The 15,425-nt window shown below is 73.0% G+C and carries 15 protein-coding genes; 8 read left to right on the plus strand and 7 right to left on the minus strand.

Annotated elements, in window-relative coordinates:
• Window positions 1-144: 144 nt before the first annotated feature.
• Window positions 145-459, minus strand: coding sequence for a hypothetical protein (locus tag N542_RS0105735; RefSeq protein WP_028643104.1), 315 nt, complete (start codon window positions 457-459; stop codon window positions 145-147).
• 117 nt (window positions 460-576) lie between these two features.
• Here N542_RS0105735 and N542_RS0105740 point away from each other — a divergent pair, with 117 nt between their 5' ends.
• Together N542_RS0105740 and N542_RS0105745 are read left to right on the plus strand one after the other, a co-directional pair.
• The gene (locus N542_RS0105740; RefSeq protein ID WP_028643105.1) at window positions 577-1,287 is read left to right on the plus strand and encodes a response regulator transcription factor; all 711 of its coding nucleotides are present in this window, start codon (window positions 577-579) and stop codon (window positions 1,285-1,287) included.
• Window positions 1,284-2,696, plus strand: a complete 1,413-nt coding sequence (locus tag N542_RS0105745) for a sensor histidine kinase (protein ID WP_028643106.1) — start codon at window positions 1,284-1,286, stop codon at window positions 2,694-2,696. The genes N542_RS0105740 and N542_RS0105745 overlap by 4 nt, the downstream gene beginning before the upstream one ends.
• Here N542_RS0105745 and N542_RS0105750 read toward each other — a convergent pair.
• Window positions 2,680-3,279, minus strand: coding sequence for a TetR/AcrR family transcriptional regulator (locus tag N542_RS0105750; protein WP_028643107.1), 600 nt, complete (start codon window positions 3,277-3,279; stop codon window positions 2,680-2,682). The genes N542_RS0105745 and N542_RS0105750 overlap by 17 nt on opposite strands.
• A gap of 49 nt (window positions 3,280-3,328) precedes the next feature.
• On the opposite strand from N542_RS0105750, the gene N542_RS0105755 reads away from it, so the two are divergent.
• Together N542_RS0105755 and N542_RS0105760 are read left to right on the plus strand one after the other, a co-directional pair.
• Window positions 3,329-4,852, plus strand: a complete 1,524-nt coding sequence (locus N542_RS0105755; RefSeq protein WP_028643108.1) for a flavin-containing monooxygenase — start codon at window positions 3,329-3,331, stop codon at window positions 4,850-4,852.
• Entirely contained in the window at window positions 4,849-5,685 is an 837-nt protein-coding gene (locus N542_RS0105760) for an SDR family NAD(P)-dependent oxidoreductase (RefSeq protein ID WP_028643109.1), read from the plus strand. Before N542_RS0105755 ends, N542_RS0105760 begins: the two co-directional genes overlap by 4 nt.
• Here N542_RS0105760 and N542_RS23595 read toward each other — a convergent pair.
• Window positions 5,682-7,088, minus strand: coding sequence for a threonine/serine ThrE exporter family protein (locus N542_RS23595; RefSeq protein ID WP_081795035.1), 1,407 nt, complete (start codon window positions 7,086-7,088; stop codon window positions 5,682-5,684). The genes N542_RS0105760 and N542_RS23595 overlap by 4 nt on opposite strands.
• Before the next feature lie 37 nt (window positions 7,089-7,125).
• Between N542_RS23595 and N542_RS0105770 the strand changes: the two genes are divergently transcribed.
• Entirely contained in the window at window positions 7,126-7,668 is a 543-nt protein-coding gene (locus N542_RS0105770; RefSeq protein ID WP_028643110.1) for a DUF402 domain-containing protein, read from the plus strand.
• A gap of 19 nt (window positions 7,669-7,687) precedes the next feature.
• Complete coding sequence (locus N542_RS0105775; RefSeq protein ID WP_028643111.1) at window positions 7,688-8,818, plus strand: glutamate--cysteine ligase; 1,131 nt, start codon at window positions 7,688-7,690, stop codon at window positions 8,816-8,818.
• On the opposite strand, the gene N542_RS0105780 is transcribed toward N542_RS0105775, so the two are convergent.
• Genes N542_RS0105780 through N542_RS0105790 form a run of 3 tightly spaced genes read right to left on the minus strand, consistent with a single transcriptional unit; the run spans window position 8,812 to window position 11,334 of the window.
• Window positions 8,812-9,882, minus strand: a complete 1,071-nt coding sequence (locus N542_RS0105780; protein WP_028643112.1) for a DNA polymerase IV — start codon at window positions 9,880-9,882, stop codon at window positions 8,812-8,814. The genes N542_RS0105775 and N542_RS0105780 overlap by 7 nt on opposite strands.
• A complete protein-coding gene (locus N542_RS0105785; protein WP_028643113.1) occupies window positions 9,879-10,979 on the minus strand; it encodes an FUSC family protein in 1,101 nt (366 codons plus the stop codon). The genes N542_RS0105780 and N542_RS0105785 overlap by 4 nt, the downstream gene beginning before the upstream one ends.
• A 37-nt stretch (window positions 10,980-11,016) precedes the next feature.
• Complete coding sequence (locus tag N542_RS0105790; protein WP_028643114.1) at window positions 11,017-11,334, minus strand: hypothetical protein; 318 nt, start codon at window positions 11,332-11,334, stop codon at window positions 11,017-11,019.
• Window positions 11,335-11,516: 182 nt separating this feature from the next.
• Between N542_RS0105790 and N542_RS26445 the strand changes: the two genes are divergently transcribed.
• Window positions 11,517-13,115 (plus strand): protein kinase domain-containing protein, encoded by a 1,599-nt coding sequence (locus N542_RS26445; RefSeq protein WP_051551433.1) that lies wholly within the window; start codon window positions 11,517-11,519, stop codon window positions 13,113-13,115.
• A 46-nt stretch (window positions 13,116-13,161) separates the two neighbouring features.
• Window positions 13,162-14,568, plus strand: coding sequence for a WS/DGAT/MGAT family O-acyltransferase (locus N542_RS0105800; RefSeq protein WP_028643115.1), 1,407 nt, complete (start codon window positions 13,162-13,164; stop codon window positions 14,566-14,568).
• On the opposite strand, the gene N542_RS0105805 is transcribed toward N542_RS0105800, so the two are convergent.
• A complete protein-coding gene (locus N542_RS0105805; protein ID WP_028643116.1) occupies window positions 14,512-15,405 on the minus strand; it encodes an EamA family transporter in 894 nt (297 codons plus the stop codon). The two genes, N542_RS0105800 and N542_RS0105805, sit on opposite strands and share 57 nt — an antisense overlap.
• Window positions 15,406-15,425 lie beyond the last annotated feature (20 nt).

Genomic DNA, 15,425 nt, shown 5'->3' on the forward strand with positions numbered 1-15,425 from the left:
CTGGCGCCTGAGCGTCGTCGAGACCCCCGCAACCCACCCGCGAACAACGCCCTGCCCACGCTGCGGAGGTTTCGAGGCTCGGGCCTGGCGGCCCTCACACCTCAACCACCGGCGATGCCGTACGCCGCCGGTGGTCGAGCAGCGTCAGCTGTCGCTGCCCTGCTGGCCGCTCGGGGGCTGGGGGACGTTGTTGCCCGGGCCACCCTGCTGGAAGCGCTGGCCGGGGCCGCCCTGGCGGAAGCCGTTGTCGGGGCCGTCGGAGTGCACGGCGTACCCGATGATGCCGCCGGCGAGGCCGCCGATCAGCAGGGTGGCGGCGGCGATGGCGGCCACGATGGGGAGGGCGAGGGTACGGCGCACCCGCGGCTGCTTCGGCGGGGCGATCGGTGCCTCGACGTACGGCGGGGGCGGCGGACCGTCGGCCGGGACGGTCACGGTCTGGTCACTCTGGCTGCTCATGGTGCGAGGGTCGCGACGACACCTGTGCTGAGCCTGTGGACGGGCGATGAGCAGGTCGTGAACGCAGCACAGGGCGCTCACAGGAGAGGCACAGGTACGGTCGGCAAGGTGTCCGTCATGGAGCTGACCCGACCCGACGGCACCCCCCTGCGCGTGCTCGTCGTCGACGACGAGGTGAACATCGCGGAGCTGGTGTCGATGGCGCTGCGCTACGAGGGCTGGGAGGTGCGCGCCGCGCACACCGGCTCCAAGGCGGTCGCCGCGGCCAAGGAGATGAAGCCGGACGCCGTCGTGCTCGACATGATGCTCCCGGACTTCGACGGCCTGGAGGTCCTCCGCCGGATGCGCGCGGCGCAGCCCGACCTCCCGGTCGTCTTCCTCACCGCACGCGACGCCGTCGAGGACCGGATCGCCGGGCTGACCGCCGGCGGCGACGACTACGTCACCAAGCCCTTCTCGCTGGAGGAGCTGGTGGCCCGCCTCCGCGCCCTGATGCGGCGCGCCGGCGCCCAGCAGGCCGCGACCACCTCGGTCCTGACCGTGGGTGACCTCGAGCTCGACGAGGACAGCCACGAGGTACGCCGCGGGGGGCAGGACGTCACGCTGACCGCGACCGAGTTCGAGCTGCTGCGCTTCCTCATGCGCAACCCGCGCCGGGTGCTCAGCAAGGCGCAGATCCTCGACCGTGTCTGGAACTACGACTTCGGCGGCCAGGCCAACGTCGTCGAGCTCTACATCTCCTACCTGCGCAAGAAGATCGACGCCGGGCACGAGCCGATGATCCACACCATGCGCGGCGCCGGGTACGTGCTCAAGCCGGCGTCGTGACGAGGCTCCGTGACCGGTTCCGGTCGCTGACCGCCCGGCTGGTGCTGACGACCGTCGCGCTGATCCTCGTCGCGACCACGCTGATCGGCGTCGCGACCACCGCGGCGATGCGCAACTACCTCACCGACCAGCTCGACCACCAGGTGCAGGACAACCTGTCACGCATGCTGCGGGGCCCGCGCGGCCCCGGCCTCGGGAACGAGGTCGGCACCGTGACCGGGGTCTTCCCGACCGGCGACACGGCGTCCTCGAGCGTCGTCGAGGACGACGAGTCCGGTCGGCCCAAGGCGCAGGCCCTGCCCGAGAAGGCCACGGCCGCGCTCGACCGGGTCCCCGCCGACGGCGACGTGCACAGCGTCGACATCCCCGGCCTCGGGAGCTACCGGGTCGTGGCCGCGGACCTGTCCGACGGGACCCTCGCCGTCGGCCTCCCGACCGGCGACATCGACGACGCGCTGTCCACGCTCTGGTGGCTCGAGGTGCTGTTCGGGCTCGTCGCTGTGCTCGCCGGTGGCGGTGCCGCGCTGGTCGTCGTACGCCGCCAGCTGCGGCCGCTGCGAGAGGTGGCCGCCACGGCGCACGCGGTGTCCGAGCTGCCGCTGGCCGAGGGCGAGATCGACCTCGCCGAGCGGGTCCCCGACCACCTCACCGACGAGCGCACCGAGGTCGGCCAGGTGGGCTCGGCCCTCAACACCCTGCTCGAGCACGTCGAGACCTCCCTGGCCGCCCGGCACCGCAGCGAGCAGCAGGTGCGGCAGTTCGTCGCGGACGCCTCCCACGAGCTGCGGACCCCGCTGGCGACGATCGCCGGCTACACCGAGCTCGCCCGGCAGCGACCCGACGACCCGGGAATGCTCGGCACCGCGCTCGACAAGGTCGAGGAGGAGTCGGACCGGATGACCTCCCTGGTCGAGGACCTGCTCCTGCTGGCCCGTCTCGACGCCGGCCGGCCGCTCGAGCGCGAGCCGGTCGACCTGACCCGGCTCCTGGTCGAGGCGGTCTCCGACGCCCGCGTGATCGACGCCGACCACCGGTGGCGGGTGGAGCTGCCCGACGACCTGGTCGACTCCCCCGCCCTCGTGACCGGCGACGAGCTGCGGCTGCACCAGGTGGTGACCAACCTGCTGACCAACGCCCGCAAGTACACCCCCGCCGGTACGACGGTGACCGTGACCGTGCGGCGCACCGGCTTCTCCGTCCACGACGACGGGCCGGGCTTCCCGCCCGACCTGGTCGAGCACGCCTTCGAGCGGTTCGCCCGCGGCGACGCCGCACGCACGCGCGGTCAGGAGGTGGGGGTCGGCCTCGGCCTGGCCCTCGTCGACGCGATCGTCTCGGCCCACCACGGCCGGGTCACGCTGCGGTCGGCGCCCGGCGACACGACCGTGGACGTCAGCCTTCCGGGATGATCCCGATCACGGCCGGCAGCGAGATGGCCACGATCTCGAGCAGCTGGTCGCGACTGACGCCCCGGGGCTCGTCGATCCAGGACAGCACGAGCTCCTCGGCCATCGCGGACCACCCGCGCACCACCAGCCGGGAGGCCGGGGTGTCCGGGAGGATCTCGCCCTGCCCCTCCTGCCGGAAGAGCCGGTCGTTGAGGGCCGCTCGCGACTCCTCGTAGATCGCCCGCAGGCTCTCGTTGCCCCCGGCCGCGGCCTTCACCAGGGAGACGTACCCCTCGTGGTTGGCGATCACGTAGTCGACGTACGCCGTCACCGCGGCCATCATCCGCACCAGCGGCTCACCGTCGGCCGGCGGCGCGGTCTGCGCGATGAGGTCGTCGGCCGCTCGGCGTACGACGGCCTCGTGGAAGGCCTGCTTGCTACCGAAGTAGTGGTACAGCAGACCCCGCGAGATCCCGGCCTCCTCGGCGAGCAGGTCGATCGACAGCTCCTCGAGGGACCGGTGCGCCAGGAGTCGTACGCCGAGGTCGAGCAGCTGCTCGCGGCGCTGTTCGGGCGACAACCGGGTGCGGGGGGTGGTCGTCATGGTCCTCACTCTATTGACGGTCGTTCAATAACGGAAGTACGGTCGGCGCATGACTCCACCGGAGGTCGGCGAGCACGTCGACCATCTCATCGTCGGCGCCGGGTTCGCAGGACTGTGCGCCGCGATCAAGCTCCAGGAGGACGGCGAGCGCGACTTCCTCGTCGTCGAGAAGGGACCGGACGTCGGCGGCACCTGGCGTGACAACACCTACCCCGGCGCCGCCTGCGACGTCCCGAGCCAGCTCTACTCGTTCTCCTTCGCGCCCAACCCGGAGTGGAGCAGCTCCTACTCCCCCGGCCCGGAGATCCAGGACTACATCCGCGGGGTCGCCGCAAGGTCCGGCACGCTCGACCGCTTCGTCTTCGACACCACCTTCGACGACGCCTCCTGGGACGGGGCCGCCGGCCGGTGGACCGTGCGGATCACCGGTCCCGGCGGGTCGCGCACCCTGACCGCCACGACGCTGATCCTCGGTGCGGGCGGCCTGTCCGAGCCGAGGCTGCCCGACATCGAGGGCATCGGCACCTTCGGGGGCGCGCTCTTCCACTCCTCGCGCTGGGACCACTCCGTGGACCTGACCGGCAAGCGGATCGCCGTCATCGGCACCGGCGCCTCGGCGATCCAGATCGTGCCCGAGCTGCAGGCGGTGGCGAGCCACCTCGACGTCTACCAGCGCACCGCGCCCTGGGTGATCCCGCGCAACGACCGGACGTACGGCGCCCTCGAGCGCCGCCTCCTGCGCACGGTGCCCGCGCTCGGCCGGCTCTACCGGACCGGCATCTACTGGGCCCACGAGGGCTACGTGCCGGCGTTCACGATCGAGCCCAAGATCGCCGCACCGGCGAAGAAGACCGCGATCGCCAACATCCACCGCGGCATCACGGACCCGGCGCTGCGCGAGAAGGTGACGCCGTACTTCGAGTTCGGCTGCAAGCGGGTGCTGCGGTCCAACACCTACTACCCGGCGCTCGCGGCGGACAGCACCGAGCTCGTCACGGACCCGATCGCACGCATCACCGAGACCGGGGTCGTCACGGCCGACGGCGTCGAGCGACCCGTGGACGTGCTGGTCGTGGCGACCGGGTTCTACACGACCGAGCTGCCGGTCACGGACCACATCACCGGCAGCGAGGGCCGCACCCTCGGCGCGGTCTGGCGCGAGAGGGGCATGGCGGCGTACAAGGGCACCACCGTGCCGGGCTTCCCCAACCTCTTCATGCTGGTCGGGCCCAACACCGGCCAGGGCCACACCAGCATGGTCTTCATCATCGAGTCGCAGGTCGCCTACGTGCGCGACGCGATCCGCACGATGCGCTCGCGCGGCTGGGCCTCGGTCGAGCCGCGACCCCAGGCGCTGCGGCGCTGGAACTCCGACCTCCAGCGCCGGATGAGGCGCACCGTCTGGACCCGCGGCGGCTGCTCGAGCTGGTACCTCGACGAGCACGGCCGCAACACCACCCTGTGGCCCAAGTCGACGATCACCTTCCGGCGCCAGCTGGCCGCCTTCGACCCCGACGCCTACGACGTACGTCGCCCCACGACCACCCCCTCCCGAGAGGATGTCCCCGCATGAAGAGCTTCGACGGCAAGGTCGCCGTGATCACCGGCGCCGGCTCCGGCATCGGCCGGGCGCTGGCGCTCGACCTCGCCGGCAAGGGCGCGCGACTGGCGCTCTCCGACGTCGACGACGCCGGACTCGCCGAGACCGTCGACCTGGTCAAGAACGCCGGGGCGCGCGAAGTGCGCTCCGACCACCTCGACGTGGCCGACCGCGCCGCGTTCACGGCGTACGCCGCACTCGTCGTCGAGCACTTCGGCCGCGTCAACCTGGTCGTCAACAACGCCGGCGTGGCGCTGGCGGGCGACCTGGTCGACCTCGAGTACCCCGACATGGACTGGATCATGGGCATCAACTTCTGGGGCGTCGTGCACGGCACCAAGGAGTTCCTGCCGCACCTGATCGCCTCCGGCGAGGGGCACCTGGTCAACATCTCGTCGCTCTTCGGGCTGGTCTCGATGCCGGGGCAGAGCATGTACAACGCCGCGAAGTACGCCGTCCGCGGGCTCTCCGAGGCGGTCCGCGAGGAGATGCTGGTGGCCGGTCACCGCGTCGGCGTGACCGTCGTGCACCCCGGCGGCATCAAGACCGCGATCGCGCGCAACGCCCGCTACTCCGACAAGGAGGACGGCGCCGAGAGCGCGGCGTTCTTCGACAAGAACCTGGCGCGGATGACCCCCGAGCGCGCCGCCGAGATCATCCTCAAGGGCGTCGAGACCGACAAGGCCCGCGTGCTGGTCGGGATCGACGCGCACGCGGTGCACCACATCGCGAAGCTGCTCGGCTCGCGCTACCAGGAGGTCTTCGCCAACCGGGCGAAGAAGCTGGCGCCCACCAAGATCGTCTAGCTCGCGTCCGAGGACCGGGGCTTGGCCCGCGCGCGCCGGGCTGCCCCGTCGGCCGGGTCGGCCCGGTCGGCCCGGAGGGTCCGCCGCGGGCGGTGCGGCCGCGACCGCAGCGGGCCGACGAGTCGCGGACCGGCCAACCGGCTCTCGAGCCGGCGGGCCTCGCGGTCGAGGGGCTGGGCGACGTACTCGCCCAGGATCACGCCGGAGGACAGCGCGATCGCGACCGAGGCCGCGGTGATCAGGGCGAGCAGTCCCTCCGAGGTGGCCTCCCCGCCCTCGGCCAGCAGGCTCAGGCCGCGGTAGATCGAGAGTCCCGGCAGCAGGGGGACGACGGCCGAGACCACGATGACCAGCGGCGGGATCCGCAACCGGGCGGCGAGGCCGTAGCTGATGAACCCGACGAAGACCGCGGCGAGCGCGGTCGGCCAGGTGCGTCCGAACCCGCCGACGCTGATGGACTGCGAGATGGCCATCGCGGCGGCGGCGATCAGGCCGATCGGCAGGAAGCTGCGTCGTGGGGCGTACGACGCGAACGCGAAGCCCGCCGCGCAGATGGCGGCACCGAGCGCCATCACCGGGACCCCCTTGAGGTCCGCTCCGACGCCGGGGTCGAGACGACCGACGTCGACGCCGATCACCTCGCCGAAGGTCAGGCCGCCGCTGACCCCCGCGATGATGCCCGCGGTCGCGAGCAGCGCCTCGGTGAGACGCGCGGTGGCGGTGACGTAGAAGCCGGTCAGGGCGTCCTGGAGCGCACCCATGAAGCCGATGCCGGCCAGCAGCATCACGATGTTGGCGGTGACGACGAGCGACGGGTCGAGGTCCAGGGGGCTCGCCGCCGCCAGCACCGCGATCACGGTGGCGACCCCACCCCCGGCGACCTGGCGGTAGAACGCGGGCAGCCGGCGCCGCGACATCACCAGCTGCAGTCGGTCGATGCAGACGGCCGCGACGAGGGCGATCGCGACGACGGCCACGTCGCCGCCGAGCTGCAGGCCCACGCCGGCGCACATCACGCCCCAGCCGAGGCTCACCGCCCAGCGGGGCAGGAGGTGGCCCGAGGAGACGATCCGGGCCAGCCGGGTCCGGGCCTCCTTGAGGTCGCAGTCACCGTTGAGCACGTCGCGCGTCAGGTGGTCGACCAGCGTGAGGTCCTCGTAGTCGATGTCGCGGTGCTTGACGTGCCTGATCAGCACGAACGCCGGCTCCTCGGGGTCGGCCTGGTAGCTCATCGACAGCTGGGTGAAGGTGACGTCGACCTCGGGGTTGCGCGCCCCGAACTGCCACGACAGCGACTGCATCGCCGCGGTGACGTCCGCCGCGCCGGCGCCCGAGGAGAGCAGCAGCTCGCCGATGCGGAGGCAGAAGTCGAGAGTCAGGTTGATCTCGCGCTCCTCCGTCATGGGCGCCATCGTCGCAGCCGTCTGGTAGACAGCGCACGTGGCACATCCCAGCCCCGGCGACGCCGTCCGTGTCGAGATGACCAAGTGGGGCGACCGGCCGCACTGGGAGTTCGCGGCGACGTACCTCGGTCGCGACGACCACGGCGACTGGCTGGGCATCCCCGCGGGGACCCGGATGACCCGACCGGGGGCGACGTACGTCGCGGAGACCAAGCAGGTGGGCCTGGTCCCGCCGCCCGGGCCGGACGACGCGCGCGGGTGGCTGGCGACCTTCCACGACGTCGGCGGACCGCTGCGGGTCTACGTCGACATCACCACGCCCCCGCGCTGGGACGGCGCCGTGGTGCGCGCCGTCGACCTCGACCTCGACGTCGTCTGCGGGCCGACGGGCCGGATCTGGATCGACGACGAGGACGAGTTCGCCGAGCACCGGGTCCGCTACGGCTACCCCGAGGAGGTGACCCGGGGCGCCCTGAGCTCCTGCGGCCGGGTGCACGCGGCGGTCGTCGACGAGGCGGCGCCGTACGACGGCAGCGCGACGCGGTGGCTCACCCGCCTGGGAGATCTGCTCGACGGCTGAGCTGTGGAACGCTGTACGGGTGCGCATCGACTTCCACGGGTCCCCCGAGCCGACGCTCGGCGTCGAGTGGGAGCTGGCGCTGGTCGACCGGCGTACCCGCGACCTGCGCAACGACGCCACGCACCTCTTCGCACGGGCGAAGCCGCGCCTGGCCGACCCGGGCAAGCTGCACAAGGAGCTGCTGCGCAACACCGTCGAGGTGGTCAGCGGGATCTGCCACACCGTCGGCGAGGCGATGGACGACGTCCGCGGCACCCTGGAGGCGGTGGTGCCGGCCGGCGACGAGCTCGACATCGACCTCTACGGCGCGGGCACCCACCCGTTCGCGTCGTGGACCGTGCAGCAGCTCTCGGAGGGCCACCGCTACGAGGAGCTGATCAACCGCACCCAGTGGTGGGGGCGGCAGATGCTGATCTGGGGCGTGCACGTCCACGTCGGCCTGCCGGTGCAGGAGCGGGTGATGCCGGTGCTGTCGGCCCTGCTCAACTACCACCCGCACCTGCAGGCGCTGTCCGCCTCCTCGCCGGTCTGGGCCGGCGTCGACACCGGCTACGCGTCCAACCGGGCGCTGATGTTCCAGCAGCTGCCGACCGCCGGGCTGCCCTTCCAGTTCGCGACCTGGGCGGAGTACGAGTCCTTCGTGCAGGACCAGATGACGACCGGCGTCATCGACGAGCAGAACGAGATCCGGTGGGACGTCCGGCCCGCCGCACACCTGGGCACCATCGAGAACCGGATCTGCGACGGCGTCTCCACGCTGACCGAGCTGGCCGCACTCACGGCCCTGACCCACTGCCTCGTCGTCGACCTCGACGCCCGGCTGGCCGCCGGCGAGGAGCTGCCCACGCTGCCGCCGTGGCACGTGCAGGAGAACAAGTGGCGCGCCGCGCGCTACGGCCTCGACGCGATCATCATCACCGACGCCGCCTCCCACGAGCGGCTGGTCACCGACGACCTGACCGACCTGGTCGAGCGCCTCGCGCCGGTGGCCGAGCGGCTCGGCTGCTCCGCCGAGCTCGCCTCGGTGCTCGAGGTGCCGCGGCGCGGGGCGTCGTACCAGCGCCAGCGAGCCGTCGCCGCCGAGCACGACAACGACCTGGTCGCCGTCGTCGACTCGGTCGTCCGCGAGCTGCGCTCGAGCCTTCAGTAGCCGCCCTCGGGCGGCACCATCTCCAGCCGCACGCCGAGCAGGCGCACGGCGCGGTCGTGGTCGACCCGCTCGAGCAACGAGACGGCCGCGTCCGCCAGCACGTCCGGATCGTTGGTCGGCTCGGGCAGCGTCAGGCTGCGGGTCAGGGTGATGAACGGCTTGAGCCGGATCTTCAGGCCCACCCGAGCCGCCGGTCGGCCCTCGTCGTCGATGTCGGCGACCGCGCGACGGGTGATGCGGCGGACGGCGGCCGCGACCTCGGCCCAGTCGTCCAGGTCGGTCTGGAACGTCTCCTCCCGCCCGTGCGCCCGCGGCACCCAGGGCGTGGCGTCCACCGGGCTGGCGTCCTCGCCCCGACCGAGCTGGTGGAGCCACGGCCCGGTCGTGGGCCCGATCTCGGCAGCCAGCTCGCGGGCGTCGGAGCGCGCGAGCTGGTCGACGGTGTCGATGCCGAGCGCGCCCAGCCGCTTGGCCGTCTTGCTGCCGATCCCCCACAGCGCCGTCGTGGGGCGCTCGCCCATCACCTCGTCCCAGTTCTCCGCCGTCAGCTGCCAGATCCCGCGGGGCTTGCCGAAGTCCGTCGCGATCTTGGCGCGCAGCTTGTTGTCGCCGATGCCGACCGAGCAGTGCAGCCCGGTCGCGGACAGCACCGCGTCGTGGATCTGTGCGGCGTACGCCCGGGGGTCACCGAGCTCGCCGTGCTCGGGCCCGGCGGCCAGGAAGGCCTCGTCCCAGCCCAGCACCTCGAGCACCACCGGCACGCCGCCCCAGGTCAGCGACCGCAGCGTCGCCATCACCTCGGCCGAGGCCGCGTCGTACACCTCGCGATCGACGGGGAGGAAGACCGCGTCCGGACACTTCCGAGCGGCCACCCGCAGCGGCATCCCCGACCCCACGCCGAAGGCGCGGGCCTCGTACGACGCCGTCGACACGACCCCGCGCTCGGTCGGGTCGCCCCGTCCGCCCACGACCACCGGGAGCCCCGCCAGCTCGGGGTGCCGCAGCACCTCGACCGCGGCCAGGAACTGGTCGAGGTCCACGTGCAGCACCCAGCGAGGGCTCATCGTGGTGGCGGCGGCAGTGCGTCCGTGGCCTCCAGCTGCCCGAGCCCGGAGACCATCAGCAGGTCCACGACCACCGAGCGCACCTGCGCCAGGACCGCCTCCGCGGCGAGCACCTCGGTGCGCTCGACCCGACCGGTGGCCTCGCCGACGGCGAGCAGCGGGACCTGCGAGGCGATCGCCATCCGGTCGGCCGCGAGCTCGGCCGCCGCCATCTCGGCCGCGGCCGCGAGGTCGAGCACCAGGCGGGCGTAGGACGACGGGACCGGCCGGCGGTGGTACGCCGCGACGGCCGTCTGCCGCACCAGCACCCGGGTGCTGCGCAGCGCCCGGTCGAGCGGGTCGACCAGCTCCGACATCTTGCGCAGGTCGCCGCGGTGGCGAACACGGAACGGCGAGGACGCGACGACCGACAGGCCCTCGTCGGCGGCCGCCTGCAGCTCGCGGATCAGGTAGTCGGTCGACCGGGCATCGGCCAGCAGGTCGAGCGCCCGCTCGACCTCACCGTCCCCCATGACCTCCCCGGCGGCCCGCAGCAGGCCCGCGACCTTGCGCATCACCACCGACGCCTGCTCCCGGGGCCGACGCAGCGGCGCGGCCGGGACCGCCGTCGCCGCGAGCAGCGCGACCGCGCCGCCGATGACCGCGTCGGTCCAGCGGGTGAACGCCGCGCCCGGGTCCGGCACCAGGGCAGCGACCACGATCGACTGCACCGCCGCCTGCGTGACCAGCAGCTGACCGCTGTCGAGCAGGAACGCCGCCGTCATCGACAGCGCCACGATCAGGGCGATCTGCCACCACCCCGACCCGAGCCCCGCGACCAGCAGGTCGGCCAGGAAGACCCCGACCGCGACCCCGATGGTGACCTCGACGACGCGCCGCAGCCGCTGGCCGTACGACGTCCCGAGCGCGACCACGGCGGCGACCGGGGCGAAGAAGGGGGTCGTGTGGCCGAAGAGGTCGGCGGCGATGAGCCACGCCACCCCGGCGGCCACGGCACACTGCCCGATCTGCCACCACTTCGACCGCCAGCGCGCGACCCGGGACCGGGCCGACGTACGCCCGCGATCCCACATCCGATCGAGCGGTCCGGCCTCCATGGCCGCGATCCTGTCATGACGTCGGCGACCGTCCGGGCTACCGCCCGTGCGCCCAGCGCAGCGCCCGCTTGAGGACGGCGAGGTCGCGGTACCAGGTGCGGACCTCGGCCCGGCAGCGCACCCGGTCGACCCGTCGCTCGTACTCGTTGCACTCGGCGCGCGCCTCCGAGTCCGTGGGTGGGTAGTCGGAGGTGCCGTCGTAGTGCTGGATCTCGAAGCCGTTGGCGGCGTCACCGGTCACCGCGACGACGGTGCTGCCGGGCGGCGCCCGGTGGCCGGCGACGGCGGCGACGCCGAGACCGCAGCCGACGGCGGTGACCACCGCCGCGACGACCAGGACGATCAGGTTCCTCATGGATGCTCCCGAGAGGTCGGGCACCGGCGAGTTCCGGTGCGTGACCGACGCTAGGAGCGAGCGGGGACGCCGGGGAGGACGCGATCGGGCCGCTGTGGACGACCGGGTCCCGGCCGTCGCTGTGCACGAAATGCGGCTCGTGGAAGTGCATCCGCCCAGCGAGGGGTGGGTACCCGACCCCCGTGAACCCCCGTGCGCCCGGCGACCTGCTCGACGGCAGGTACCTCCTGGCCGACCGGATCGGCTCCGGCGGGATGGGGACGGTCCACCTCGCCCACGACACCCGCCTCGACCGCAGGGTCGCGATCAAGCTCCTCCACCCGGGACGCGAGGTCGACGAGGTCATGCGGGCCAGGCTCCGCGCCGAGGCCAGGTTCGCCGGCGCCCTCCAGCACCCCGGCATCGTCCAGGTCTACGACTACGGCGAGGCGCCCGGTGCTGACGGTCCGACGCCGTACGTCGTGATGCAGTACGTCGAGGGCACGTCGCTGTCGGACGTCCTGCGCGAGCAGGGGCCGCAGTCGGCCGCGACGGTCGCCGCCCTGCTCGACGACATCGCCCGAGCCCTCGGCGTCGCGCACGCGGCCGGGATCGTGCACCGCGACCTGAAGCCGTCGAACATCCTGGTGACGCCGTCCGGTCGCGCCGTGCTCGTCGACTTCGGGGTGGCCCACTCCGACAACGCCGAGCCGTTGACCGAGACCGGCACGATCATCGGGTCGGCCGACTACCTCAGCCCGGAGCAGGTGCGCGGACAGCGGGCCCGGCCCGCCTCCGACATCTACGCGCTCGGGATCGTCGCCCACCAGTGCCTCAGCGCCACCTCCCCCTTCCGCCGGGAGACCCAGACCGCCACGCTGCTGGCCCGACTCCAGGACGAGGTCCCCGACCTGGACGCCGGCGTGCCCGCACCCCTGCGGTCGCTGGTCGGCCGGATGATGTCGGCGGACCCCGCCGACCGCCCCACGGCGACCGAGGTGGTCCGCCAGGTCGCCGCGCTCGACGACGAGACCGTGGCCGTGCCGGCGCCCACCGTCGCCGCGCCCCGTCGGTCGATCGGTCGGTCGTGGGACCGTCGCCGCCTGGCCGCGCTGGGCGTCGCGGCCGCGCTCGTCCTCACCCTCGGCAGCGTGCTGCTCGTGATCCGCGGCGGTGGCGCCACGCCGCCTGCAGGGGCCGCCGACCTCGTCGTGCCCTCCGTCCGCGGCGAGCAGTTCGCCGAGGCCTCCCACGAGCTGGAGGCAGCCGGGTTCCGCGTCGTACGCCGTGCCGCTGACGGACCGTCCGCGCGCGGCACGGTGCTGCGCCAGTCCCCGGCTGCCGGCGTCTACACCGGTTCCGCCCCCGCCACGGTGGTCGTCCGGGTGGCCACGGGCATGGTGGACCTGGACGGCGACGACCTCGTCGGCACGACGTACGCCGCGTCCGCGCGCACCGTCCAGCGTCTGGGCCTGACCCCGGTCCGCCGGACCCGGCCGTCGTCCGCCGACCCGGGCACCGTGGTCGCCGTCGGCACCGACGGTCGACTCCGCGTCGGCTCGACGGTCGCGCTGACCGTCGCCACGTCCACGCCCTCGGTCGCCACGAAGAGCACCACCAAGCCCGCCACCAAGCCCGCCACCAAGCCCGCCACCAAGCCCGCCGCGAAGCCTGCCACGAAGCCCGCCACCCAGCAGGCCACGCCGGCCCCGTCGACCACGAAGCACCCGGGGAAGCCCGCGAAGGCGGGGAAGCCCGCGAAGGCCGGGAAGTCGGGCAAGTCGGGCAAGAAGAAGCACTGACCCGTACGCTGCGTGTGGCCGACATCACTCGTAGAGAAGGCGCACCGTGGTCTCACTGATCGACCCGACCGGAGCGTCGTTCCTCCTCGTCGAGAACCGCAGCATGCCGATGCACGTCGGTGGGCTGCAGCTCTTCGAGAAGCCCGAGGGGGCGGGCCGCGGTTACGGCCGCGAGATGTACGAGTCGATGCGCGACGTCGAGGAGATCGCGCCGCTCTTCCTCAAGCGGCCGCACCGCTCGCTCTCGACCGCCGGACAGCTGGTGTGGGTCGAGGACGAGCAGTTCGACATCGACCACCACATCCGGCACAGCGCGCTGCCCAACCCGGGACGGATCCGCGAGCTCCTCGACCTGAGCAGCCGGCTGCACGGGACCCGGCTCGCCTGGGAGCGGCCCATGTGGGAGGCCCACGTCATCGAGGGCCTGCGCGACGGCCGGGTCGCGCTCTACACGAAGGTCCACCACTCCCTCGTGGACGGCATCTCCGCGATGCGACTGGTGCAGAGCACCCTTAGCGGCGACCCGGACCTGCGGGAGATGCCGCCCCCGTGGGACGCCCGCACCCGACGGGGCCGCCAGCGGCCCGTCACCACCGACACTGAGTCCGGCCTGGCCGAGATCCCCACCCAAGCCCTGCGCTCGGCGCTCGGGATCACCGCCGAGGCGGCGGGGATGCCCGGGGCCCTGATCAAGACGCTCACCAAGAGCGTGCGCAACGAGACCTCCGCGCTCTCGCTGCACGCGCCCCGCACGATCTTCAACCAGAAGATCACCGGCTCGCGGCGGTTCGCCGCCCAGGACTGGTCGATCGAGCGCCTGCGCGCCGTCGGTGCGGCCACCGGGGCCACGATCAACGACGTCGTGCTGGCGATGTGCGGCGGCGCCGTACGCCGCTACCTCCTCGAGCTCGACGCCCTCCCGGACGCGCCGCTCGTCGCGATGGTGCCGATCGGCCTCAAGGCGAAGGAGTCCCAGCTCGCATCGACGGACGGCGGCAACGCGGTCGGGTCGGTGATGGTCCAGCTCGGCACCGACCTCGCGGACCCGGCCGATCGGCTCGCGGCGATCCACACGGCAATGGTCGACGGCAAAGAAGCGCTCTCGACGATGACCCCGATCCAGATCATGGCGATGAGCGCGCTCGGCCAGGCGCCCGCGATCGCCGCGCCCATGCTCCGGATGTCGGGCCTGGTGCGGCCGCCGTACAACCTGATCATCAGCAACGTCCCGGGCCCGCGCACCACGCAGTACTGGAACGGCGCCAAGATGGTCGGCCACTACCCGCTGTCGATCCCGATCAACGGCATGGCGCTCAACATCACCTGCATCTCGTACGACGGCAACATCGGCTTCGGCCTGACCGGCTGCCGGCGCACGGTGCCGCACCTGCAGCGGCTACTGAGCCACCTCGACCGCGAGCTCGTCGCGCTCGAGCGGGCCGTCGGGGCCTGAGACCGCCCGGGCACCGCCGCGCTCGGCGCCGATGCCGGCGGCGACCACGAGGCCGATCCCGGCGACGGCGAGGACGTCGGGCACCTGGCCGAGCGCGACCAGCCCGATCAGCATCGCGAACGCCGGCTCCAGGGCCATCAGGGTGCCGAACGCACCCGCGTCCAGCCGCCGCAGTGCCAGCAGCTCGAGGGTGAACGGCACGACGGGCAGCAGGACCGCCAGCCCGATGCCGAGCAGGAACAGCTCGGGCGTGATCCGGTCCAGCACCCCGGGACCTGCGACCACGGTCGCGGTCAGCGCGGCGACCGGCATCGAGATCGCGAGACCGCCGATGCCGGTGACCTCGTCGCCGACCCGCTGGGTGAGCAGGATGTACGCCGCCCAGCAGCACGCGGCCGCCAGCGCGAAGGCGACCCCGACCGGGTCGGCGCCCCCGCTCCACGGCTGCGTGAGCAGCAGGACGCCGGCCCCGGCCAGGACCGGCCAGGTCCTCGTGCCAGCCCCGCCGCGGAGCACCGCGACCCCGAGCGGGCCGAGGAACTCCAGGGCACTCGCCGTGCCCAGCGGCAGCCGCTCGACCGCGGCCATGAAGAGCATCGTGACGCCGGCCGTCACGACACCGAGCGCGACGCCGTACCGCAGGGCCGTGCGGGAGAAGTGCGAGCGGCGCGGCCGCACGATCACCAGCATCAGCACGCCCGCCCAGAAGAGCCGCAGCCAGGCTGCTCCCTCGGCACCGATCCGGTCGATCAGGCCGACGGACACCGCCAGGCCCAGCTGGACGCACAGCATCGAGGCGACCGCCATGCCGGCGCCGATGCGGGACTCGTTCCTCATGCCGACCAGTGGACCCCGCC

This window comes from Nocardioides sp. URHA0020 (genome assembly GCF_000620705.1).
Classification (GTDB): Bacteria; Actinomycetota; Actinomycetes; order Propionibacteriales; family Nocardioidaceae; genus Nocardioides.